The organism is Pseudomonas sp. LBUM1655, assembly GCF_059716085.1.
On record NZ_CP166801.1, the window covers coordinates 3,572,013 to 3,594,371 of the forward strand.

Annotated in this window: 21 protein-coding genes and 1 pseudogene; 9 read left to right on the top strand and 13 right to left on the bottom strand. The window is 58.6% G+C overall.

Annotation, left to right across the window (positions count from 1 at the left end):
• Positions 1 to 112 precede the first annotated feature (112 nt).
• The 10 genes and pseudogenes from ACA074_RS15880 to ACA074_RS15925 form a co-directional block, all read right to left on the bottom strand.
• A pseudogene (locus ACA074_RS15880) lies at positions 113 to 262 on the bottom strand (helix-turn-helix domain-containing protein); the annotation flags it as partial.
• Positions 263 to 391: 129 nt separating this feature from the next.
• Positions 392 to 1,000, bottom strand: a complete 609-nt coding sequence (locus ACA074_RS15885) for a LysE family translocator (RefSeq protein WP_305438332.1) — start codon at positions 998 to 1,000, stop codon at positions 392 to 394.
• Positions 993 to 1,634: a site-2 protease family protein gene (locus ACA074_RS15890; RefSeq protein WP_489881320.1), complete on the bottom strand. Its 642-nt coding sequence runs from the start codon at positions 1,632 to 1,634 to the stop codon at positions 993 to 995. The genes ACA074_RS15885 and ACA074_RS15890 overlap by 8 nt, the downstream gene beginning before the upstream one ends.
• Positions 1,635 to 1,645: 11 nt before the next feature.
• Complete coding sequence (locus tag ACA074_RS15895; RefSeq protein ID WP_497677341.1) at positions 1,646 to 2,953, bottom strand: CDP-glycerol glycerophosphotransferase family protein; 1,308 nt, start codon at positions 2,951 to 2,953, stop codon at positions 1,646 to 1,648.
• Positions 2,950 to 4,794, bottom strand: coding sequence for a sulfatase-like hydrolase/transferase (locus ACA074_RS15900; RefSeq protein ID WP_497677342.1), 1,845 nt, complete (start codon positions 4,792 to 4,794; stop codon positions 2,950 to 2,952). Before ACA074_RS15900 ends, ACA074_RS15895 begins: the two co-directional genes overlap by 4 nt.
• A complete protein-coding gene (locus tag ACA074_RS15905; protein ID WP_497677343.1) occupies positions 4,787 to 5,479 on the bottom strand; it encodes a YidC/Oxa1 family membrane protein insertase in 693 nt (230 codons plus the stop codon). Before ACA074_RS15905 ends, ACA074_RS15900 begins: the two co-directional genes overlap by 8 nt.
• Before the next feature lie 8 nt (positions 5,480 to 5,487).
• Positions 5,488 to 6,273: a phosphocholine cytidylyltransferase family protein gene (locus tag ACA074_RS15910; protein WP_489881324.1), complete on the bottom strand. Its 786-nt coding sequence runs from the start codon at positions 6,271 to 6,273 to the stop codon at positions 5,488 to 5,490.
• Positions 6,274 to 6,286: 13 nt separating this feature from the next.
• A complete protein-coding gene (locus ACA074_RS15915; protein WP_497677344.1) occupies positions 6,287 to 7,486 on the bottom strand; it encodes a pyridoxal phosphate-dependent aminotransferase in 1,200 nt (399 codons plus the stop codon).
• Entirely contained in the window at positions 7,486 to 8,430 is a 945-nt protein-coding gene (gene aepX / locus ACA074_RS15920; protein ID WP_497657491.1) for a phosphoenolpyruvate mutase, read from the bottom strand. The genes ACA074_RS15915 and aepX overlap by 1 nt, the downstream gene beginning before the upstream one ends.
• Before the next feature lie 355 nt (positions 8,431 to 8,785).
• Positions 8,786 to 9,916, bottom strand: coding sequence for an MFS transporter (locus tag ACA074_RS15925; protein WP_497677345.1), 1,131 nt, complete (start codon positions 9,914 to 9,916; stop codon positions 8,786 to 8,788).
• Positions 9,917 to 10,058: 142 nt separating this feature from the next.
• Here ACA074_RS15925 and ACA074_RS15930 point away from each other — a divergent pair, with 142 nt between their 5' ends.
• The 7 genes from ACA074_RS15930 (at position 10,059) to yecR (ending at position 16,936) form a co-directional block, all read left to right on the top strand.
• Complete coding sequence (locus ACA074_RS15930; RefSeq protein ID WP_489881328.1) at positions 10,059 to 10,961, top strand: LysR substrate-binding domain-containing protein; 903 nt, start codon at positions 10,059 to 10,061, stop codon at positions 10,959 to 10,961.
• Between the two features lie 253 nt (positions 10,962 to 11,214).
• Positions 11,215 to 12,150: a Ppx/GppA family phosphatase gene (locus ACA074_RS15935; RefSeq protein WP_187678642.1), complete on the top strand. Its 936-nt coding sequence runs from the start codon at positions 11,215 to 11,217 to the stop codon at positions 12,148 to 12,150.
• 215 nt (positions 12,151 to 12,365) lie between these two features.
• A complete protein-coding gene (locus ACA074_RS15940) occupies positions 12,366 to 13,742 on the top strand; it encodes a pyridoxal-phosphate dependent enzyme (RefSeq protein WP_401266997.1) in 1,377 nt (458 codons plus the stop codon).
• The gene (locus tag ACA074_RS15945; protein WP_401266994.1) at positions 13,739 to 14,911 is read left to right on the top strand and encodes a cystathionine gamma-synthase; all 1,173 of its coding nucleotides are present in this window, start codon (positions 13,739 to 13,741) and stop codon (positions 14,909 to 14,911) included. Before ACA074_RS15940 ends, ACA074_RS15945 begins: the two co-directional genes overlap by 4 nt.
• Positions 14,912 to 15,476: 565 nt before the next feature.
• Positions 15,477 to 16,085, top strand: coding sequence for a hypothetical protein (locus ACA074_RS15950; RefSeq protein WP_401266991.1), 609 nt, complete (start codon positions 15,477 to 15,479; stop codon positions 16,083 to 16,085).
• 194 nt (positions 16,086 to 16,279) lie between these two features.
• A complete protein-coding gene (locus ACA074_RS15955; protein WP_401266988.1) occupies positions 16,280 to 16,594 on the top strand; it encodes a hypothetical protein in 315 nt (104 codons plus the stop codon).
• A gap of 33 nt (positions 16,595 to 16,627) precedes the next feature.
• Entirely contained in the window at positions 16,628 to 16,936 is a 309-nt protein-coding gene (yecR, locus tag ACA074_RS15960) for a YecR family lipoprotein (RefSeq protein ID WP_489881333.1), read from the top strand.
• A gap of 1 nt (position 16,937) precedes the next feature.
• On the opposite strand, the gene ACA074_RS15965 is transcribed toward yecR, so the two are convergent.
• A complete protein-coding gene (locus tag ACA074_RS15965; RefSeq protein ID WP_497677346.1) occupies positions 16,938 to 18,563 on the bottom strand; it encodes an ATP-binding response regulator in 1,626 nt (541 codons plus the stop codon).
• A gap of 113 nt (positions 18,564 to 18,676) precedes the next feature.
• Between ACA074_RS15965 and ACA074_RS15970 the strand changes: the two genes are divergently transcribed.
• Positions 18,677 to 19,285: a LuxR C-terminal-related transcriptional regulator gene (locus ACA074_RS15970; RefSeq protein ID WP_489881335.1), complete on the top strand. Its 609-nt coding sequence runs from the start codon at positions 18,677 to 18,679 to the stop codon at positions 19,283 to 19,285.
• A gap of 135 nt (positions 19,286 to 19,420) precedes the next feature.
• Here ACA074_RS15970 and ppk2 read toward each other — a convergent pair whose 3' ends face one another.
• A complete protein-coding gene (gene ppk2 / locus ACA074_RS15975) occupies positions 19,421 to 20,254 on the bottom strand; it encodes a polyphosphate kinase 2 (RefSeq protein ID WP_187678649.1) in 834 nt (277 codons plus the stop codon).
• A 93-nt stretch (positions 20,255 to 20,347) separates the two neighbouring features.
• Positions 20,348 to 21,346, bottom strand: coding sequence for a bile acid:sodium symporter family protein (locus ACA074_RS15980; protein WP_497657498.1), 999 nt, complete (start codon positions 21,344 to 21,346; stop codon positions 20,348 to 20,350).
• Positions 21,347 to 21,430: 84 nt separating this feature from the next.
• Here ACA074_RS15980 and ACA074_RS15985 point away from each other — a divergent pair, with 84 nt between their 5' ends.
• The gene (locus ACA074_RS15985) at positions 21,431 to 22,219 is read left to right on the top strand and encodes an AraC family transcriptional regulator (protein ID WP_187678651.1); all 789 of its coding nucleotides are present in this window, start codon (positions 21,431 to 21,433) and stop codon (positions 22,217 to 22,219) included.
• Positions 22,220 to 22,359: the final 140 nt, after the last annotated feature.

The following is a 22,359-nucleotide window of genomic DNA, read 5'->3' on the forward strand; positions in this document are numbered from 1 at the left end:
TATATTAATCGTATATTGCAGAAAAAGGCAAACCGCTCGCCACACCACCCTTGGGTTACGTCAATACCAGCGCTCGTCAGCCGCTCGCCACCATCGGCAAAACCTTCTGCAACCCATTGCGGGGAAGGTCCTCAAGCCCATCGATGCCAAAAGCCAGATAACGGCTGCGCCACTTGAATACCACCGGGGCCGAGATATTCAATCGGAAGCTGACTTCCTTGGGGGACAGTCCGCTGTCCAATAACAGCAGGATCGTCGCGCGGGTGACGCTTCTATACGGCAGAAGTCCGGAGCGAGCGATTTTCTTGAGTCGTTCGCGATCTTCGTCCACCAGTAAAAAGTGGATCGCCTTCTTGGCCATGTTGCCTCCGGATCAAATAATTCAGTCGTTTTACTTACTGGTCGAAGCCATAAGCACGCCAAAGCAGAAAAAGGTGATACCCGACAGTTTGCCGACAATTCTGGCGCCCTTGTTCGTCGACAGCCAGCCCCGCGCGCCGTTGGCCATCAGCGCGTAGCCACTGTGCACAAGCACGACGAGCAGGCTGTAGGAGGACACCAGCAAGAAAAACTGGCTGTAGTAATTACCTTCCGGCTTGATGAACTGAGGGAATACGGCCAGGAAGAAGAAACCGGCCTTGGGGTTCAGCAACTGAATCGACAGCGCCTCGACATAACGACGCCACGGACGTGGCGACGTGAGTTTGAGTTCGGGGATGAAGCTCTGAGTACGCCACATCTTTATCCCCAGGTACAACAAATACAGGGCACCGATGTATTTGAGAATCGTGAATGCAACGGCCGAGGTCGCCAGGATCAATCCGACGCTGCTGGCGGAAATACCCGCCACCATAAAGGCACCTGTCGCAATGCCGAGGATGCCGGGCAGCGAACCGGTCCAGCCATGCCGCAACGCATTGGAAAGCGTCAGCACCACCCCGGGACCGGGGCTGAGAACAGTCAGGGTTGCCAGAATCAGAAACAGTCCATAACTAGCCATAAATCACTCCACCAAGCAGGACATTCAGGAGGCCGTGAGTGGCCCATACCATGTATTGGTTCAATAAACCCGTCAGTAACAAACCGGCACCGATGACATAGAGGCAAGGCTGAATTTGCTGAAATTCATTCCACAGCCGATCGCTGCTCAGGGCCCGAATACAGGTCGCGCCGTCCAGCGGCATGACGGGCAGCAAGTTGACCACGCACAGGAAAAGATTGAACGACACACAGGTCTGCAGAAACGTACTCATCCCGGCAGAGCCCTGTACGTGACCGAGCAAACCGAGGCACAGCGTGGCCAACACCAGATTGGCCAAAGGCCCCGCCAGTGCAGTGCACAGCAGGCCGACTTTGCGTACCGTCAAATCCTCACTGATCGGCACGGCCTTGCCCCACCCCACCAGCGTCAAGGGCAGCGCCATTAGGGACGTCAGGACAAGTAGCGAAATCGGTACCACCGCCGTCCCCACCAGCGAACAGTGCCTGAGCGGGTTGAGGGACACCCTGCCGCCCTCTCGTGCCGCTGGGTCGCCAAACAGCGCAGCAACCAGCGCGTGACCCGCTTCATGCACGGTCACCGCCGCCACCAGCGCCGGGAATACCACCCATAATTCCACCAGCCCGTCAGCCATGCCGTGCGCCCCTACTCTGCCTGCTGCTCAAGCGCAGCCAGCCCGGGCGCAACGGTTTCGCGTGCCTCGATGAGTGGCTTGATCGCCTCCATGATCGGCTGCACCGCGCAGCCGAAATTCAACACGTACTCGGCGCGAAGGGCGCGAATGTTGTGTTTGTATCGCTCGTCCTGAGTGAGGCTCGGCAAGTAGTCCGCCAGCCGCTCGACATCCTGCTCGGTCAGGCGCAAACCGATGTCGTTCAACACGGTCAGCTCCCAGGGATCGTAAGGCAGGTCACTGGCTTCGGTGCCTTCGCGCACTGGTTCGATACCTACTGTGATGACCGGCTTCTCGAACAGGAACGCGTAGTCGAAAATCACCCCCGAGATGTCCGAGATCATCACGTCGCTGCTGGCCATCGCGTCGAAAGGAATCGGCGAAAAGTCCCACTGCAGGCGCGGGCTGTTCGGGAACTGTGCCTGCAACCCTTCGATCAATGCCGGCTCCGAGACCAGGCTTTGCGGGTGAGGACGAATGATCAGGTTGATGTCTTGCTGCGCCAGGCTTTGCAGCAGTTGGCTGCCGTGCAGTTTCAACAAACTGTTGCGCCCCCAGGTGGGTGCGAGCAGAACGGTTTTGGTCGTGCGGGCCTGCTCCGGTGTCAGGTTGCGCAACTGCTCGACCAAATCATCGTAATAGAGGCACCCGCCCATGATCAGTTGCTTGGGTGCCGAACCCCGCAGGTTCTCGAGGAAACGCAAGGTGCGTTGCTGATGCGGACCGTTGATCACCACGGAATCGAAGTAATCAAAGGAATACGGTCGATTGAACGCCTTGTCAGTCGGCGCGTGCACCAAGTGCATGTAGTGTTTCACCTGTTTGGAACGCTTGAACTGCATGACATCCAGACCGGGCGTGGTCGAGATGCACACATCGGCCTTGAGCCTGCCGAGCAGAGCCCAGGCCTTGTGACCGTCGCCGATGAAGCAGGCATTCACACCAGCATGCCCCGTCAGGCCCGGATCGTTGCTGTTGGAAGTCAGGTACAGCGTTTTTATGCGGGCGTTGGCCAGTTGCGCCAACAGCGGCTTGAAGGTGCCGTAATAACGCGTCCCCTCGGAATAAATCACCACCGACCAGTTATCGAGCACGCTGCGCTCGGCGCTGCCGACTGTGCCCTTGGCCGAGCCACTGAACTTGTAGTAGAGGCCTTTGGCGGAGTAAAAAACCGTGGTGACCACCCCGGCAATCAACGAGAAAAGCAGACTGCCAGTACCCGGATCAAGATACAGACCGACATACGGAATCGTCACGGCGTGCTCCAGCAGGATCGTCATTGCAACTTGCTCCAGTTGGCCGGAATCGATACGTCTTCCTTCACTTCATAAATGCTGAGAATCTTGTAGGAATCGGCGTTCTGGCCTTGGGGTTGCCACGGGGTTTCATACAGTTTCACCGGCTCGGTCAGTGGCTTGTAAGTGATGCGGTTGCCGGTGTGACGGTCCACACAACCGCCGATCTCCTGACAGACAATGCCCGGAACGCTGGCATTGGCAATGAACTCACGGCTCTCTTTCGGCGCCCCCCGCGCCCCGAACGGTTTGATTAACAGCAAGTTCTGAAACTGCGAATACACTTCCTGTTTTTCCGCGTCGTGGAAGCCGTCCAGAAGTGGATTGCGCGAAGGCCAGCCGTGGTCCGAGACCAGCACAAACATTGTGTTGTCGTAGATCCCCTGCTGCTTGAACCAGTCCAGGTATTGGGTCACGCCCTTCATCGCGCAATAAAACGTATCGTAGATTTCGGCGGTGTCTTCGCTCTTGAAGGTCTCAAGTTCCTGGGGCGTGGTTTTCAGGCTTTTATTCGGCACGCAGCTCTCATCGAGCTTGAGCACCGCGCGGGTGATGTTGTTGGCCATGAACGTGAAGGTCGGCCCTGGCGCCTGGGTATCGGAAATGCCCGGAAGTGCCAACAGCGAGAAGTAGTTCTCGAGAAACTTGTCTTCACGCTTCCACCAGGACAGTGAGGCGCCCTGCCAGTTTCCGCCGTCGTACACCTGCTCCTTGAGGGTATTGGGCACGGCCTTGTAAATCGAAATGGCCAGGTACTGTTTGAACACCCCCCACAAGTACTCGGTGTGTTTGCTGTACATGTGCTTGTTGGTTTCAAGGCGACCGAGGGTGTCAATCACATGAATGCAATCGCCGATGCGACCTTCGATGAATTTCTTGCAGTCACCACGGCGGGCGAAGCCATACCAGAACGGGTCGACGTATTTAACGCCGTAGCCTTTGGCCGCGAAGTTTTCCGGGTATAGCATGTAGGCCTGGTTGACCTTTTCTTCCAGACTGCCCGGCCGATCATTGATGTTGGCGGCGTTGTAATCGAAGCCGCCAAACACCGCCGGTAGCGCGTTGAACGTCCGGTTGCCGGTGGACACCACGTTGGAATACCAGGTGAAGCCACTCAGGCGTTCAGCCATACCTGCATCACTTTTCAGCAGCTTGGGGATGTAGCCGGCCATGGAGCCGTCAATCATCAACAGCACAATGTTTTTCTCGGTTTTCGAGAAAGAAATCGTTTCTTTGCCGTCGTTACCCGGCGGGGGAATCGCCGCGATTTTCGAGGCCAGCGTGTACCCCGAGAACACTGCGTAGGCTGCGCAGATCAAGACAAAAAGCGTGAGAAACTTGCCCACCTGCTCAGCGAACACTTTCAACACGATCAGCGCCGCCAGCAATGCACCGGCACACACTGCAAAGTCGACGATCACGTGCTCCCGGGAAAACACCAGGGCCTTGGGATCGGAGAACTTGAAGTTGTCGATCATCCCCGCATCCAGGGGCAGGAAGAAGCTGTAGACGATACCCACGATCAACGCCCACACCCCCAGTACCGTCAGGCAGGCCAGGAACCTGCGATGGGCGACCACGCCGATGACAAAGATCAGCGCCAGCCAGGCCAGAAATACGACCGCATGGGTCGCGGCATAGATCGTCAAATAGCCATTGAGGCCGGTGACGTCATCTTCGAAACTGATCAGTGCCAGAGGACTGGACAGAAACACCAGCAGATAAAGCGCCGAGTACGCCAGAAGGAAAAGCTTCAGCGGTTTTTCCCCGGATTGCGCCACGGCGCTCGCCCTTGCGGCATAGGCAGGGCTCGTCGAATTAAGCATTGGTCATCCTTGGAAGTGTCGAGCCGGACCGGGCGACCCGATAGACAATATTTTTCATCAGGGAAAACAGGTTGTTGCAGATCCAGTACAGCACCAGCCCCGCCGGCGAGGTATACAGCAGCACAAAAAACAACATCGCCACCAGCCACGTCTGCATTCGTTCCTGAGCCGAAAGATCACGGCTATACACATAAGCGGAGATCAGGTTGATTACCGTCATGATGATCGGCAGCACATTGATGCCGTTCACCAAACCATCCGGCGCACCGAGATTGGCGATGCCCATGTAGCTCTGTTCCCAGATCGGCGGGTAGTCGCTCAGCAACCCGTAAGCGGCAATGAACACCGGCACCTGGATCAGCAATGGCACAAATCCGCGTAACGCAAAGACCGGGTGGTAATGATGTTGGCGGTACAGCGCCGAGATCATCATGTGCCGCTCGTAACCGCTGAAGCAGCGCTTGAATTCCTTAACTTTCGGCTCCATTTTCGCCCGGGCTTCACGCTCCTTGTTCTGCACTTTTTCTGCAAAGTGATAGATCGGCAATAACGCGAAGTTAAACACCAGACTGAGGATGACGATGGACGCGCCGAAGCTCTGGGTGTGTGTGTAGCTGGTGTCCAGCACCCATTGAAAACAATGGGCGATGGGCAGGATCAAGACCTCATAGAGAACAGCAAACATGGTTCACCTCAGGCCGGAGCCAGCGCCGGGGTGCTGAAAATGTCATTGGCGATTTCCAGGTCCTCGGCGGTATCGACTTCGAACCACTTCTCGTGGGTGACCACGACGGGCTGAATCACAAAGTCGTTCTGGATCAGACTGTCCATCGCGTACTCCAGGGGCGCCTTGACGCCGTGACGCTCGATGGTGGCCTGGATATGTTCGGACAGTGTGCCCACCGCCTGCGCAGTCATCGCAGTGATGTTCACCGTCTTGAACGACGTCAGCAGTGGGAAGTCGGCATCGCGTACCGACTCATGCCGCCACGCGGTGACTTTCTGGCTGTCGATCAGGGCAAAGGTGCCCGTCAGCTCGGGCGAGTAAGGCGCCAGTACTGTCGAGAACTCTTGTTCGCCCAACGTCTGCAATGACGCCAGCGACCGCGTAACCAGCGAATCCTCGACCACCACATCACCCTCGAACACCACCACGTCATGAGCTTGTGGCACGGCATTCAGGCACAGCTTCAGGGAGTAGACCGAACCAGTGCGCGCATAAATCGGGTTTTGCACGAATACCGTCGAGATTTCGGGATGGTTGCTGCGGATATAGCTTTCCAGCACATCGGCCAGGTATCCGACGCCCATGATCACGTTCGCCACGTTGTGCGACTGCAGTTGCGTCAGCAACCGGGTAATGATGGTTTTACCGGCGACTTCGATCAGGCATTTGTTTTTGGACAGGGTCTGATCTTCCAGGCGAGAACCCAGGCCCGCTGCCAGAACAATCACTGAAACAGGGTTTTCCTTTTTCATCTCGACGCTCTCCTTAATTAAATTTGCCGAAAAACCCGGCCAGCCGCTGCATACCCGTTTCCACATCGGCATCGCTCACCGCATAGGAAATCCGAATGCCGCTGGCGTCGCCAAAGCCCGCACCGGACACCACGGCCACCTTGGCTTCAGCCAGGATCAGTTCGACCAGCGCATCGGTGTTCTCAACCGTCTTGCCGTTGTATTGCCGGCCGATAAACCACTGGATGTTGGCGAATACGTAAAACGCACCTTCTGCCTTGACCGCTCCGAGATGTTCGATAAGTGGCAGCGCGTTTTGAATAATCTGCAGACGACGATCAAGGATCGCATTGGCGGTGCTGATGAAGTCCGCAGACTGGTCAAGCGCCTTGGATACCGCCACCTGGGCAACCACGTTCGGATTGGAAGTGGTGTGCCCCTGCAGGTTTTCCATTGCCTTGATCACGTCCGCCGGACCACTCGCGTAACCCAATCGCCACCCGGTCAATGCCATGCTCTTGGAGAACGAGTTGATAATCACCGTGCGCTCTTTCAACGCCGGAATGAGCGACACAATGTTGTGATGCTCCCCGCCATTGCGGATCAGTCGGGAATAGCACTCGTCATAGATAATCCACAGGTCGTGACGGATCGCCAGTTCACCGATCCTGCGTAGCTGGTCCTCGTCATACACGGCGCCGGTCGGGTTGTTCGGCGTGTTGATCAGGATGGCCTTGGTGCGCGGGGTAATCGCTGCGCCGATCAGCTCGGCCGTCAACTTGTAAGCATCCGGTTTGGTGTCGACCAGGACCGGCTTGCCACCCGCCAACTCGATCTGGGTCGGAAACGTGACCCAGTAAGGGATCGGAATGATGACTTCATCACCCGGATTGATCAGCACCATGGCGGTGTTGTACAGCGCCTGCTTGGCACCCGCCGTCATCCCCACTTCATTCCAGGCGTAATCGACATCCAATTGTGCCGAAATATGCGCGGCCAGTTGTTCGCGGATTTTCTTCTCGCCCAGCGCCGGGGTGTAGGCGTTGCACTTGCCCTGAATCGCCGTTATCGCAGCTTGCTTCAGGCTGTCGAGGGTGTCGAAATCAAGTTCGCCAGCGGCGAAGTTGATAATCGACTCACCCTTTTCTTTCAGCTCATTGGCGATGCTGCGCATGCGTGAGGTACTGGGTGCAACAACCTGAGCGTTGCGATCGGCCAAAGACAATTTCTTCATTATTTAGTACCCGGAATGAGTTCAAGGATTTCTTTGATCGACAGACAGTTCGGCTCAACTTCAAGCGTACGCCCCGAAAACAAAATACTGTCGGCCACCGTTCTCATTGCCATGTAAGCCGAACGCAACATATGGTTCGCATAAATAACCACGTTAAAACCTTCGGCTTCCAGCGCCTCGAACGAAATACTCGAATAACTGGTGGGTACGCACACCAGTGGCACCGTTGGATGCTGCTGTCTAAAACGCTTGGCGAATTCGAATATTTCATCGGGTGATTCTTTGCGACTGTGAATCATCACCCCATCGGCGCCCGCTGCAACATACGCATCGGCGCGAGTCAGCGCATCTTCGATACCGGCATCGAGAATCAAACTTTCGATGCGCGCAATAATCATGAAGTCTTCGGATATTTGTGCTTGCTTGCCGATTTTGATCTTGTTGCAGAAGTCCTCGATACTTTCCTGCTGCTGGAATACATCGTTGCCGAACAGCGAGTTCTTCTTCAGCCCGGTCTTGTCTTCGATGATCACCGCCGAGACGCCCAGTCGCTCAAGCGAGCGCACGTCGTAGGCAAAGTGTTCAGGCTTGCCACCGGTATCACCATCCATGATCAACGGTTTGCGGGTCACTTCGAAAATATCGTTGACGTTGCTCAAACGGTCCTTGATCGCAAGCACTTCGATATCCGGCTTGCCGCGAGCGGTGGAGTCCGTCAGCGAGCTGGACCAGAAACCGTCATATTCGCGCGTCTGGCCGGCAACCGTTTGCGATGCATTCTCCGCCAGTATCGCGGAGATCGGATTGTGGGCTTCGAGAAAGCGCAAGCAGCGCTTGTCAGCCAACAAGTTTCTTAGTGTTGCCCTTCTATGATCAGCAGAAACAAACTTCGACACGGATTCACGGCTCATTACTTTTCCCCAGGCAATAGTTGGCAGCAGCATCGAAAAGAAAGTTCGACACTTGAAGCGTACGTTGTTACTTAATTCAAGCCTGGCTAATAACTAGGATACTTATTCATATGATTCCCTTCATCACTGGCCAATCTCATTGAAAGTGCACTAGACACCACCACAAAAAACCACAATCCCCGGGCGAGCGCAATATTTTATTACAGTTTTATTAAAACTTCCCCAGCAGCGTTAATCATGTTCTTTCTCCGCCAAGAAGGTTCGTTTACTTATTATTTCCTGGAACCTCGCTAGAGGCCGCTGCTGCATCCCGCGACCTACGCGGCGCTGTCGGTTTTTTTCACAACACAACATGGCTTAACTTGAGTAGTCGCACCGCGTTGAATAGCTAAACTTGCAAGTCACGCCCTGACTGCTGCGTAATAGCTATCTCTCCCTTGTTACGTTGGGCGCAAGCCAGTGCGCTGAGCGCCAGGCACAGTGCTGCCAACGAATACACCCACACCGGCGGCAGCCATGGCAGCACCAGGCCTGCCAGCAGAGGACCCACACCCGCGCCGATGTCCCGCCAGACGGCATTCGCAGCCAATGCCCGTACCCGTCCAGCTCCGGGATGGCGTTGCGCAACGACCGTCACCACCAGCGGCAACTGCAGCGCGCGCAGCAACAGCACCAGGGTTCCGCCTACCACCAACCAGTGACTGCCAAATCCGACGAGGGCAATCGAGGTCAGCAGCGAAAAGACAATCAACATCCGCGTCGCCCCCCACCGCTGCGCAGCGACCCCGCCCAATGGACTGAACAGCATCTCCGAGACGTAACGCAAAGCCAGAAGTACGCCCGCCACCATCACCGCGTCGCCGCCCGCCATCACCTGTTGCGCCAGTAACGAAAGGCCGATGATAAAAAGCCCGTCCAGGGTCAACCCCTCGATAAACGACCACACCGCCACGCTGTCGGGACGCTGGAATCGACGTGTCGGGCCCGACATGGCATGCGCCGCCGACGGCAACCCGCGCGCCAGCCACAACCCGATCAATGACGTCACGACCATCAGGTAAAAAATCACCCGTGGCCCATAGGCCAGGCAGAGCAGCGCGCCCAACGGCAGGGCCAGCATCGGGCCGGCGGCAATCAGCGCCCGCGAACGCCCGGTGCGGCGCGCGGCGCCTGTGGGTTCGGCGGTTGCCATGACTTGCGTGGACAAGTTCAGTGCGGCGTAGGACAACCCCCAGCCCAGGCGCAACAGCAACAATGCCCAGAACCCGGAAAGCGTCGCATAACCCAATGCACATATCGCCGCTACGCCGGCGGCCAGCATCGACGCCGGGCGATCACCGCGACTCGCATAAAACGCCATGACATAGCGGTAACCGAAAATTCTGACCAGACGGTTGGCTGCCAGCAACACGCCCGCCTGCGCCAGGTTGACGCCAAAGGCCTCAGGCTGCATCGGCAACAGCAGATACAGCAAGGTGTCGGCGGGCAGGCACAGCCCCAATATGGAGGCGGCACGCATCGACGCTCGATCAGTTGCAGGGGTATTTGGGACTGACATTTCATCAACGGCCGGCAAGACAAAGAGCGGCCTTCAGATTGGCGTGAAGCCGTAACGCTGACAAACACTTTAATTGCACCGCAGATGTGACTAAATTAGACACATGATTTCAGACCTCCCCCCCTTGAACGCCGTTCGTGCCTTCGCCGCTGCCGCTCGTTACCAGAGTTTCAGCCGTGCAGCCGAAGAACTGCATGTCAGCCACAGCGCCGTCAGCCGTCATATCAAGCTGCTGGAGGAGCATTTGGGGGTATTGCTGTTCGAGCGCCGAACCCGCCAATCCTTGCTCACGCCCGCCGGCCAGACGTTTTATGAGCACATCAGCGTAGCCCTGACGCAGATCGCTAACGCCGCCACCGCGCTGACCCGTGGCGCTTCATTGCGCAAAGTCATCATCAACGTACGTCCGTCCTTTGCGGTGCGATGGCTGATCCCGCGCTTACCCAATTTCATGGCGCTGTATCCGGACATCCAGCCCGAAGTGGTCACCAGCACCCTGCCGCCTGATCAATCGCGGGAAAAATTCGACGTCGTCATCCGTCGGGGAGATGCCGGATGGTCATCCAATGTTCAACCGCAAATATTGCTGGAAGATGACATGATGCTGGTGGCGGCGCCGTCACTCCTGCAAACGGTGCCGTTGAACAGTGCGCAGGACGTTGCTCGCCACACCCTTCTGGCTGGCAAGACGCGCGCGATGGACTGGAAGAACTGGGCCGAGCACGCCGATATCGCGATGTTGCGCCAGCAACCCATCCTGCAATTCGATCACATGCACCTGGTGTTGCAAGCCGCCGTCGATGGCCTCGGCCTAGCGCTGTGCCCGGCGTCCCTGCTCGGCAAGGACCTGGCGACTGGACGGTTGATCTGCCCGCTGCCTTCCCTGCGCTTGCCACTGACCCGTTATTACTACGGTGTCGCCCGGGAATCTGCGGCCGAAACCCGGATTTTTATTGACTGGATGCTTTCCCTCGCTCATGAAGACACGGCGGGCGTTTCGTCATGAACCTGCGCCCGCCCCTTGCCTCGGTCACCCGGTAACGCCAAATCGCAGGCAAAAAAAAGCTGCCAAAAACGGCAGCAGAAACTTTAAGAACACGCGATGTGTTGACCCAAGCTTAGGCGGCGGATAATGACAGTGTCATGACAGTCGCACGCTCATTGAACCGCCCCTGCCCCGTCATCAGGATGTCATCAACCCCACGGCAGAATCCTCGCAAACCGTCTCCAGCCTAGACGGATGCTTTGCAAGGATTCCCATGAAAGAAGATGCCTCGCTGTTTGCCGCCATCGACCTGGGTTCGAATGCCTTTCGCCTGATGATCGGCCAGTCGGTGCGCAGCCGAAAGGGCTTGATGATTCAGGAAGTCAAAACCTTGCGGGAACCGGTGCGGCTCGCCGAGGGTTTTGAGGGCGGTGCGCTGGACACTTCGGCTCTGGATCGCGGCTGGCAGGCACTGGCCCGCTTCGGCAAAAAATTACGCGGTTTCGAGCCGGGACGAGTGCGAGCGGTGGCCACCAGCGCGGTGCGTGAGGCGGACAATGCGCAGTTGTTTCTGGCCAGCGCAGAGCGGCATCTGGGTTTTCGCATCGATGTCATTTCCGGGGATGAAGAAGCGCGACTGGTGTATGCCGGTGTGGCTCACACCTTGCCCGGGGTCGAGGACATGCGCCTGGTGGTCGATATCGGCGGCGGTTCCACCGAACTGATTCTCGGCCAAGGTTCGCAACCGTTGCTGACCGAAAGCATTGCCATTGGCAGCGGCACCTTGAGTACACGGTTTTTTAGAAACGGTGCTGTTTCCCCCGGCGCCCTGCAAGAAGCCGAACGCTTCGCCATCCTGCAATTTGAAAAAGTCGCTCGGCGCTATCGTGCTCAGGGCTGGCAACAGACCATTGGCTCTTCCGGCACCGCGCGCATGCTGGCGAAGGTGCTCAAGGCCAATCGCCTGAACGACTTCGGCCAGGACGGCATTACCTACGCCGGACTCTTGCGTCTGTCGCTGCTTCTGCTGAAAGTGACCAATGTCCAGCAACTCAAACTCGCCGGTCTGCAACCCCACCGCCAAAGCATCCTGCCCGGCGGGCTGGTGCTGATGCTTGCAGCGTTCAAGGTGTTCGGCATTGCGCAGATGGTGCCGTCCGAGCCAGGCCTGCGCCTCGGTGTTTTGCACGGTTTGATGAGCAAACACTGATCCTGTCCCACACGCACCGCCCGCCCCACGGCTTTTGTTCGGCAACACCGCCGATCCCCGTCCTGATCCCCTCGCCAATTCAGTTCTATAGTTAGATCAAAATCGCTGGCCTTTTCCGCCCGTCGGGTGGTTGCGGCAGCCCCCTTCACAGCCTATGTTGCTTGCGAGCTTTTCCCGCGAACGGAACGCGATCCATCACCAACAAGAGGTGAAGAATGTCAAAGGAATCCCGCCCTGCTGTCCTGGGGCTGATAGGAAATACCCCGCTGGTACAAGTCACTCGCTTCGATACCGGCCCCTGCACACTGTTCCTCAAACTCGAATCACAAAACCCTGGCGGTTCGATCAAGGATCGTATCGGTCTGGCGATGATCGACGCCGCCGAACGTGATGGTCGCCTTAAACCGGGCGGCACCATCGTCGAGGCCACTGCCGGCAATACCGGCCTGGGTCTGGCGCTCGTTGGCCGTGCCAAAGGCTATCGCGTGGTGCTGGTTGTCCCGGACAAAATGTCCACCGAGAAAGTCCTGCACTTGAAAGCCATGGGCGCTGAAGTGCACATCACCCGCTCGGATGTCGGCAAGGGCCATCCCGAGTACTACCAGGACGTCGCCGCACGACTGGCGAAAGACATTCCCGGCGCGTTCTTTGCCGATCAGTTCAACAACCCGGCCAACCCACTGGCCCATGAATGCAGCACCGCGCCGGAGATCTGGGCGCAGACCGAACATGACCTGGATGCGATCGTGGTCGGCGTTGGCTCGGCAGGCACCCTGACCGGACTGACGCGGTTCTTCAAGCGCGTGCAGCCGGATCTGGAAATGGTCCTGGCCGATCCGGTTGGCTCGGTGATGGCGCAATACAGCCGTGACGGCTCGCTGCCGACCCCCGGTTCGTGGGCGGTCGAAGGCATTGGCGAAGACTTCATTCCGTCGATCACCGATCTCTCCAGCGTTCGCCACGCTTACTCGATCAGTGACGAAGAAAGCTTCGATCACGCTCGCCAATTGCTCAAAGCCGAGGGCATTCTGGGCGGCTCATCCACCGGCACCCTGCTCGCCGCAGCATTGCGTTATTGCCGCGAACAGACCGAGCCGAAACGCGTGGTGAGTTTTGTCTGCGACACCGGCACCCGCTACTTGTCGAAGGTTTACAACGACCAGTGGATGACCGACCAAGGCCTGTTGCAGCGCAAGGGCTATGGCGACCTGCGCGATCTGATCGCCCGGCGTTTCGAGGACGGCCGCGTCATCAGCGTCGGTCCAGACGACACGTTGCTGACCGCGTTCCAGCGCATGCGCCTGGCGGACGTTTCGCAACTGCCAGTGCTGGTTGAAGGCAAGGAACTGGTCGGCGTGATCGACGAATCAGACATTCTGCTGGCCGTTCACGAAGATGCCGCCCGCTTCAGTCAATCGGTCTCCAGCGTGATGACCGACAAACTGCAAACCCTCGCCCCCGGCGCGCCTCTCGCTGAACTGGAATCGGTGCTCAGCCGCGGCCTCGTCGCCATCATCGCCGACGCTTCAGGCTTCCATGGCCTGATCACCCGCACCGACATGCTCAACCAATTACGGAGATCCCTCGCATGAGTCAGCACGACAAAAACACCCAAGGCTTCGCGACCCGGGTGATCCATGCCGGGCAAGAGCCTGACCCGACCACTGGCGCTCTGATGCCGCCGATCTACGCCAACTCCACCTACCTGCAAGACAGCCCCGGTGTGCACAAGGGGTTCGATTACGGGCGCTCGCATAACCCGACGCGTTTTGCCCTTGAGCGCTGCGTGGCGGATCTGGAAGGTGGCACCCGGGCGTTTGCCTTCGCTTCCGGGCTGGCGACGATTTCCACGGTGCTGGAACTGCTCGATGCCGGTTCACACATCATTTCCGGCAATGACCTGTACGGCGGCACCTTCCGGTTGTTCGACAAAGTGCGCCAACGCAGCGCCGGGCATCGTTTCAGCTACGTCGATCTGACTGACCTGTCAGCGTTCGAAGCATCGCTGCAGGACGACACGCGCATGGTCATGGTCGAGACGCCGACCAACCCCTTGTTGAGCCTGTCGGATCTTGCCGCCATTGCGCGCATCTGCCGGGCGCGCGGCATCATCACTGTCGCCGACAACACCTTTGCCAGCCCGTATATCCAGCGGCCGCTGGAGTTGGGTTTCGACATCGTGCTGCACTCGACCACCAAGTATCTGAACGGCCACTCCGATGTCATCGGCGGTATTGCCGTGGTCGGGCAGAATGCCGAGCTGGCGGAACGTCTGGGCTTTTTGCAAAACGCGGTCGGCGCGATTTCCGGGCCGTTCGATGCATTTCTGACGTTGCGCGGTGTGAAAACCCTGGCGCTGCGCATGGAGCGCCATTGCAGCAACGCACTGGATCTGGCGCAGTGGCTCGAGCAGCAGCCGCAGGTCAAACATGTCTACTACCCGGGTCTGGCATCACACCCTCAGCATGAATTGGCCAAGCGGCAGATGCGCGGTTTCGGCGGGATGATTTCCGTGGACTTGAACACTGATCTGGCCGGCGCGCGACGCTTTCTTGAGAACGTGAAGATCTTCGCTCTGGCCGAGAGCCTGGGCGGCGTCGAGAGTCTGATCGAGCACCCGGCGATCATGACCCACGCCACGATCCCCCCTGAAACCCGCGCAAAACTGGGGATCGGCGATGGGCTGGTGCGTTTGTCCGTGGGTGTCGAAGACATCGAAGACCTGCGCGCCGATCTGGCCCACGCACTCAAGCAGATCTAGTCCTGCAAGAACGACAAAGCCCGCACGATGCGGGCTTTGGTGTTCGAGTAGGCGGCCAGCGCTGGTCTCTGGCTTACAAGGTTTATCAGGCTTCTCACAGTACCGGGCTAATTTGAAAAAGTAGTGCCTCGGCTGCTTCACACGGCGTAAGGGCTGGATCTCAGCGCGGAGATCTTTCTAACCGTGTACCCTTCGGAACGCGCCCCGCGCCCCCTTGCTATCCGATTGCGCATCAGTCTGCGTCTTCACCTACATCTTTGAGCCTAGCAAACGCACGGAAAACCGGGTTGGCGTTTTTAGACTGATTTCCTTCTTGCCCCTGCCTGCAAGGAAGTGAAACGACTATCGCCCATATCCTTGTCATCCCGCAGGATGGGCAGCGAATGCCGATCTATACTTCTCCAGTTGCGTTTCCAAGCGATCGAAATCATCGACACCCGTGCGCCAGTCGGTGCACCCGTGCCAATTGCCAAACAGCTTGACCCGAGTCAGTGAGTCGAACGCCAAAAATCTAACGGCGGGCATTGCCCAATTGCGGTGTGGCTGATGGGTCGTGGAGAAGATCATGAAACACAAGCTTTTGTCAGGCGTTGTATTAGCGGTAGCGACTACGATTGCGGCGCCCGGGATCTGGGCAGCACAGCCGCAAGCAGTGGCTGCGGATGGGTCGGATCGTGTCGGCGCCGGAGCTGTTGCGGCGGACGGCGCTGACCGTGTCGGCGCCGGGGCTGTTGCGGCGGACGGCGCTGACCGTGTCGGTGCCGGGGCTGTTGCGGCGGACGGCGCTGACCGGGTCGGTGCCGGGGCTGTTGCGGCGGACGGCGCTGACCGTGTCGGCGCCGGGGCTGTTGCGGCGGACGGCGCTGATCGGGTCGGTGCCGGGGCTGTCGCGGCGGATGGCGCTGACCGTGTCGGTGCCGGGGCTGTTGCGGCGGACGGCGCTGACCGGGTCGGTGCCGGGGCTGTTGCGGCGGACGGCGCTGACCGTGTCGGCGCCGGGGCTGTTGCGGCGGATGGCGCTGACCGTGTCGGCGCCGGGGCTGTTGCGGCGGACGGCGCTGATCGCGTGAACGCTAACCGCCTCGCCTATTCCCGCGCCGGCGTCGGTTCCGACCAAGTTGCCTCGGCACTGATGACGGGCAATTATTCCGACCAGTTCAACAGCCCGCAATAACCCCTCCCTGGACCCAGCGGGCAGCTCCGATGAGCCGTCCGTTCGGCGCCGCACTAGCACATTTGTGCTAATCGACCGCTCTGCCGCCCGGCGCTATATTCCCCCGCAACCCCCAATGTTCCTAAACACTGCCGCTTGGCGGTGCTCAGGATCGTTGTGCTCGGAAATCAGAACAACACCAAGGAAGAAACACCATGAAACTGCATGCACACCTCAGCAAAATCGTCGCCGTCGGTGCCCTGCTCCTGGGCACCACCGGTTGCCAGACCATGAAACCCACCGAAGCCAGCATGAAAGAGCGCGCCCAGACCGTCATCGGTAAACCGGTCTCGAAAATCGACAACATCCGTAACGACAGCACCCTCACCTACTACACCGCCCACACCCCGGCCGGTGAATACAACTGCCAGTTGCCCAGCGGCGCAATCATCGCCGTGGCGAGCATGGGCATCATGAAGCCACCGCTGTCATGCCTGCCGAAAGGTGCCTCGCCGCTTCCATTTCAATAATGCCTCTTCCTCGGTAAAGGACTACGTTCCGTCATGAAAACCCTGATCGCAACTCTCACCCTCGCCTCCCTTTTTTTGACCGGCTGCGCCACACCAAAACAATGGGAAGCCACTGGCGGCAGCAAGAACGATGGTGTCGTCCAGGTCTCCTACGAGCTGGGCCAGTTCGAAAGCGGCCAGACCAGCGCCGAACAAGGCCTGACCGTCGCTGTACAGCGCTGCAAGACCTGGGGCTACAAAAACGCCGAGGTCACCGGTTCGGAGAAAAACATCTGCCGCACCATGGGTCAGTACAACTGCCTGCAAACCACCATCACTCAGGATTACCTCTGCAAGCGTTGACTCAAACCTGCTCGACCGGCTCGGTTTGCCGGTCGCGCAGGGCACGCAAGGTCGCGCGCAACTCGACCGGGCGTACCGGTTTGGACAGGATGGCAATTTGGCGGTCGTGCAAGGCCGCCTGTATTTTTTCAATGTCATGCCCGCTGATGATCACTGCCGGCACCACCCAGCCGCGTTGGCGGCGCACCTCGTCAATACACTCGATACCAGTGGCATGGGCGCCAAGATCATAATCGGCAACAATGATGTCGCAATCGGTGGTCAAGTCCTGCCCCGTCAACTCGGCCTGCACCACGCAGCCCCAGCGCTCCAGCAACGCCGATGTCGCCATCAATACGTTGCGATCGTCCTCCACCAGACACACCTTCAGCCCGGTCAACAGGCCGACCTGGCGCGCTTCATCGCGATTGACCGATAGCTGCGGCGGCGCAGTCGTGGGCAGCCCCGACATGATGACAGCCGTACCCCGACCGATTCGCGAGCGCAACGCGACATCAAGATCAATCAACTGCCCCAGGCGCTTGACGATCGACAGGCCCAGCCCTACACCTTCGACATCTTTGTCACGCACTTGGCGAACCCGGTAGAACTCCTCGAATACCTTTGGCAAATGCTCTTCGGCAATGCCGCTGCCCTGATCGTAAATCACGATAGCCAGCCCTGCTCCGCGCGTGCGCACACCGATCAGCACCGGCCGCTGCGCACCATATTTGAAACAGTTGGAAAGCACGTTCTGCACCATGGTCGCGAGCAGCGACGGATCGGTTCGAACCCAGTAACGACAGGGTCGCAAGCGCAGTTCCACGCCAGCCCAACGCGCGGCTTCGGCATTCTCGCGGATCAGATCGGCAAGCCATTCGCCCAGATTCAGGGTTTGCAGTTTTGGCAGAATCCGCCCGTTATCGAGGGTGTACAGGTCGAGAATCGAGCGGAACAACTGCGATACGTTCAGCAGCGAACGGTCGATGTTGTCGACCAGCCGCCGCTCCTCATCCCCCAGCCTCGACTCACGCAGGCACGCGGTAAACAGGCCGATGGAGTGAATCGGCTGACGCAAATCATGGCTGGCCTGGGCGAGAAACCGCGACTTCTCCAGATTGGCCGCGACCGCTTCCTCGGAGGCCTTGCGCGTGCGTTCCAGCAGCAGGTGCGCGTAGAACGGGATCACCGTGCTGGTGATCATCAGCATCAACACCATGAACGGTTGCGCCTGCCACACCGGCGTCAGGCGATAAACGCAGAGCAGCGCCAGCAACGCCAACACCGTGGCAATCGCCAGATAGCGCGAGCCGTATCGCATGCCGTTGCCGAGGTTGACCCAGATGATCACCGCATAAAGCGGCAACGCCGCTTCGCCGCCAACCACCAGCCCGAAACAGGTGCCGGTGTAATCGTGAACCATGGCGAAAATCCGTCGTGCCGGGTAATGCCCCGGCCAGCGCACAATCGTCTGACGCAGCACAATCGAGGCCAGCAAAAACAGACAGATATACGTGACCACAGGCAGGTAGGTATCGAAGCGTTGGCCCGGCAAAAAACCCAGTACACCGATATAAACCACGGCAATGCCAGCGATGATAATGCGCAGGTTGGCCTGGTCGAGTTCGGTGTTTTTCTCGAACTTCATCGTTAACGTCCTTGTGCCGCAATCGTCATATTCGGAATGAGCCTACAGGCAATCCAAGCGCCCAATGCTAAGGTGTTTGCCAAGAACAAGCCTGACTCAGGGAGGGTCACGCCATGACATGCCGAATTATCATAGCCGACGATCACCCGATGTTTCGCGAGGCCATGCTGCGCACTGTCCAGCGCCTGCTGCCCGACGCGAGTATCGAAGAGGCTGGCGACCTGGCCAGCGTAATGGCGCTGCTGCCCTGCGGTGACGAGCCGGACACGCTGATTCTGGATCTGCGCTTTCCCGGACTCACCTGCGTCAGCCAGCTCGCTGAACTGCGCCGACGCCTGCCGCGTACCACCCTGATCGTGGTGTCGATGGTCGATGATGAAACGTTGATCAGTGAAGTCATGGCCGCCGGCATCGACGGTTTCATCGGCAAGAACATTGCCCCGGGCGAGATTGGCCAGGCGATCCTGGCGATTCGTGAAGGCGAAGTGTTGGTGAAATTCGCCCCGTCAGGCCTGCTGCCGCTGGAGACCGGCACTGCCCTCACGCCCCGTCAGCAGGACGTGTTGCGATTGATCGCCCAAGGCAAGACCAACAAGGAAATCGCCCGTGAACTGGATATTTCACCGTTCACGGTGCGGATTCATGTCTCTTCGTTGCTGCGCACGCTGAACGTGCCATCGCGGGCGGCTGCAGCGGTGCGTTATTCCGGGGTGGGTGAATGACCTTTTATCGATTACTGGCGTTTGGCATGGAGTTCGCCATCACGACCTGACAGGAAGTTTCGGCCATAACCGTAGTTTCAAGCGCGCGCAACGGCTGCACCGGACTACCGCTGGAGCAGATGCGCCAGCGCTCCTTCAGAATTTTTCCGGCACACGTTTGAAGGGGTGATCCAGCTCCTGATAGTCACCGGGTTTTTGGCGTTTGGGCAGAATCACGGGCTCACGCTCGACTTCCTTGTACGGGATGCGGCTGAGCAGATCGGTGATGATGTTCAAGCGTGCCCGGCGCTTGTCGTTCGAATCAGCCACTCTCCACGGGGCGTGTTCGGAATCCGTTGCCGCAAACATGGCATCACGAGCCCGTGAATAGTCGTACCAGCGGCTGTAGGACTGGAGGTCCATGGGCGTCAGTTTCCAGATCTTGCGCCCGTCCTGGATACGCGCTTGAAGGCGTCGGGTCTGCTCCTGCTCACTTACCTCCAGCCAGTACTTGAGCAGGATCACGCCGGAATCGACGATGGCACGCTCCACCGCCGGGACAGCATTGAGGAAACCGTCCACCTGCTCTTCACTGCAAAATCCCATTACACGTTCGACGCCGGCACGGTTGTACCAACTGCGATCAAAAATCACCACCTCGCCGGCGGCCGGCAAGTGTGGAAGGTACCGTTGAATATACATCTGACTTTTTTCGCGATCAGTCGGTGCCGGCAGCGCTACGACACGGAAGACCCGCGGACTGACACGTTCGGTCAGCGCCTTGATCGTACCGCCCTTGCCTGCACCATCGCGACCCTCGAAAACGATGCAGATCTTGATGCCCTTGGCCTTGACCCATTCCTGAAGCTTGACCACCTCGATATGCAGGCGGCGCAACTGCTCGAGATAATCCTTGTTTTTCAGCTTTGCCGGTGCAATGGCGCGGTGTTTGGCGGTTTTTTTCTTGTCCTTGTCTTTTACCTTTGCCATAACCCAACACCTCATTTAATCGTCGGTAGCTGAACAGCGTAGGTGCAGAGGCGGTTTTAGGCCAATGACGCCGCTCTTCTCGCCCTCTACGACCTATGGGTCTACCTGCGCCATCAGTTCCGGCACCGATTCCTTCCGTTTGGCATAACGCTGCGCCAGCACCGCACAGACCATCAGTTGAATCTGGTGGAACAGCATCAGCGGCAAAATCAGCACGCCGATGGTACTGCCGGCAAACAACACCTGAGCCATCGGCACGCCGGTAGCCAGGCTCTTTTTCGAGCCGCAGAACAGAATGGTGATGCGGTCTTCCTGACTGAAACCGAACGCCTTGCCCAGCAGCGTCGATGCCACCAGCACCAGTGCCAGCAAGATGCAGCAGACCAGCACCAGGCCCAACAGATCAACGACTGGAATCTGACGCCAGATACCCTCGTTGACCGCCTCGCTGAACGCACCGTAGACCACCAGCAGAATCGAGCCCTGATCGACAAACTTCAGCCAGTTCTTGTTACGCCCCACCCACGCGCCAATCCAGCGACGGGCGATTTGACCGGCAATGAATGGCAGCAGCAGTTGCATGCTGATTTTCAGGATCGCATCGAGGGTCGAACCGCCGTCGCCATGCACATTGAGCAGCAGTGTCACCAGTAACGGCGTCAGGAAAATCCCGAACAGGCTGGACGCCGCCGCGCTGCAAATTGCAGCCGGAATATTGCCCCGCGCCAGCGAAGTGAAGGCAATCGCCGACTGCACGGTGGCGGGCAACGCGCAAAGGTAAAGCATGCCCATGTACAACTGGTCGCCGATCAATGGCGACAGCAGCGGTTTCAGCGCCAGCCCCAATAGCGGGAAAAGGACAAAAGTCAGGCCGAACACCAACAGGTGCAGGCGCCAATGGCCCGCACCGGCGATGATCGATTCCCGCGACAGTTTGGCGCCGTGCAGGAAAAACAGCAGCGCGATGGCAATGTTGGTCAGCCAGCCGAAGCCGACCGCGACCTGACCGCTGGCGGGCAGAAAGCTGGCTAGCAGCACGACGCCTATCAGCGTCAGGGTGAAATTGTCGGGGAGGAATCTTGGGCGCGTCATGATGTGTTTATCCGGGGGTTGCCAGTGCGTGACGACGACTCTAACGTGACAGCCAATTACCGACTAACGCCGAAGAGCCTTCAGATGCCGCCTAAAGGACATGACAAAAGTATCCGGCGCAGTATTCCCGGGCTGCCAAGCCTGCCACGCCCGCTGTACGGACGCACCGAATCGTTGCCCAATCGCGCTCTGACCCGGCGCCACAGTCATCCTTGGGTGCAACTCTCCTACGCAATTCAGGGAGTGCTTGAGGTGCAGACCAGCGCTGGGCGGTTCGTTGCGCCGCCGGAGCGCGCGGTGTGGATTCCGGCCGGCGTACCGCATCGGGTATTCAGCTCGCCACATACCGAGATGCGCAGCCTGTACATCGATTGCAGCGTCGTCGGTTGGGCGGTTGAGCATTGCCATGTGCTCGGCGTCAGCGATTTGCTCAGGGAACTGATCCGTGCGTTCAGTCAGGTGCCGGTGGAATACGACCAGAACGGCGCGCATGGGCGCCTTGCGCAGGTGATCCTCGATCAACTGGTCGATGCCCCGCACATCGACCTGATGCTGCCGTTGCCGCAGGACCCGCGCTTGCGGCAGATCTACCAAAGCCTGGAGCAACGCCCGGAACAGCAAACCACGCTGAGCCACTGGAGCGAGAAACTCGGCGTCACCGAAAAAACCCTCACGCGTCTGTTTTTGCGCGACACCGGCCTGACCTTCCGCGCCTGGCGCCAGCGCCTGCGCCTGCTCGGCGCCCTGACACCGCTGGAGAAAGGCGAGCGCGTCACGGACGTCGCGCTGGCCTGTGGTTATGACTCGACGTCGGCGTTTATCGCGGCATTTCGTCAACAGTTTGGGGAAACGCCGGGGGAGTTTTTTCGTTGAGGCGCCAAACATGTTTTCCAGAAAACGAGCAAGCATCGGGTTGCCACTTTACCCTCCGACACTTCGGTTTTATCGAACTCTGACCAAGAAATAAACGATTTTTCTTTGCCACAAACTCGTCGTTAGCATGGCCTCGTCTG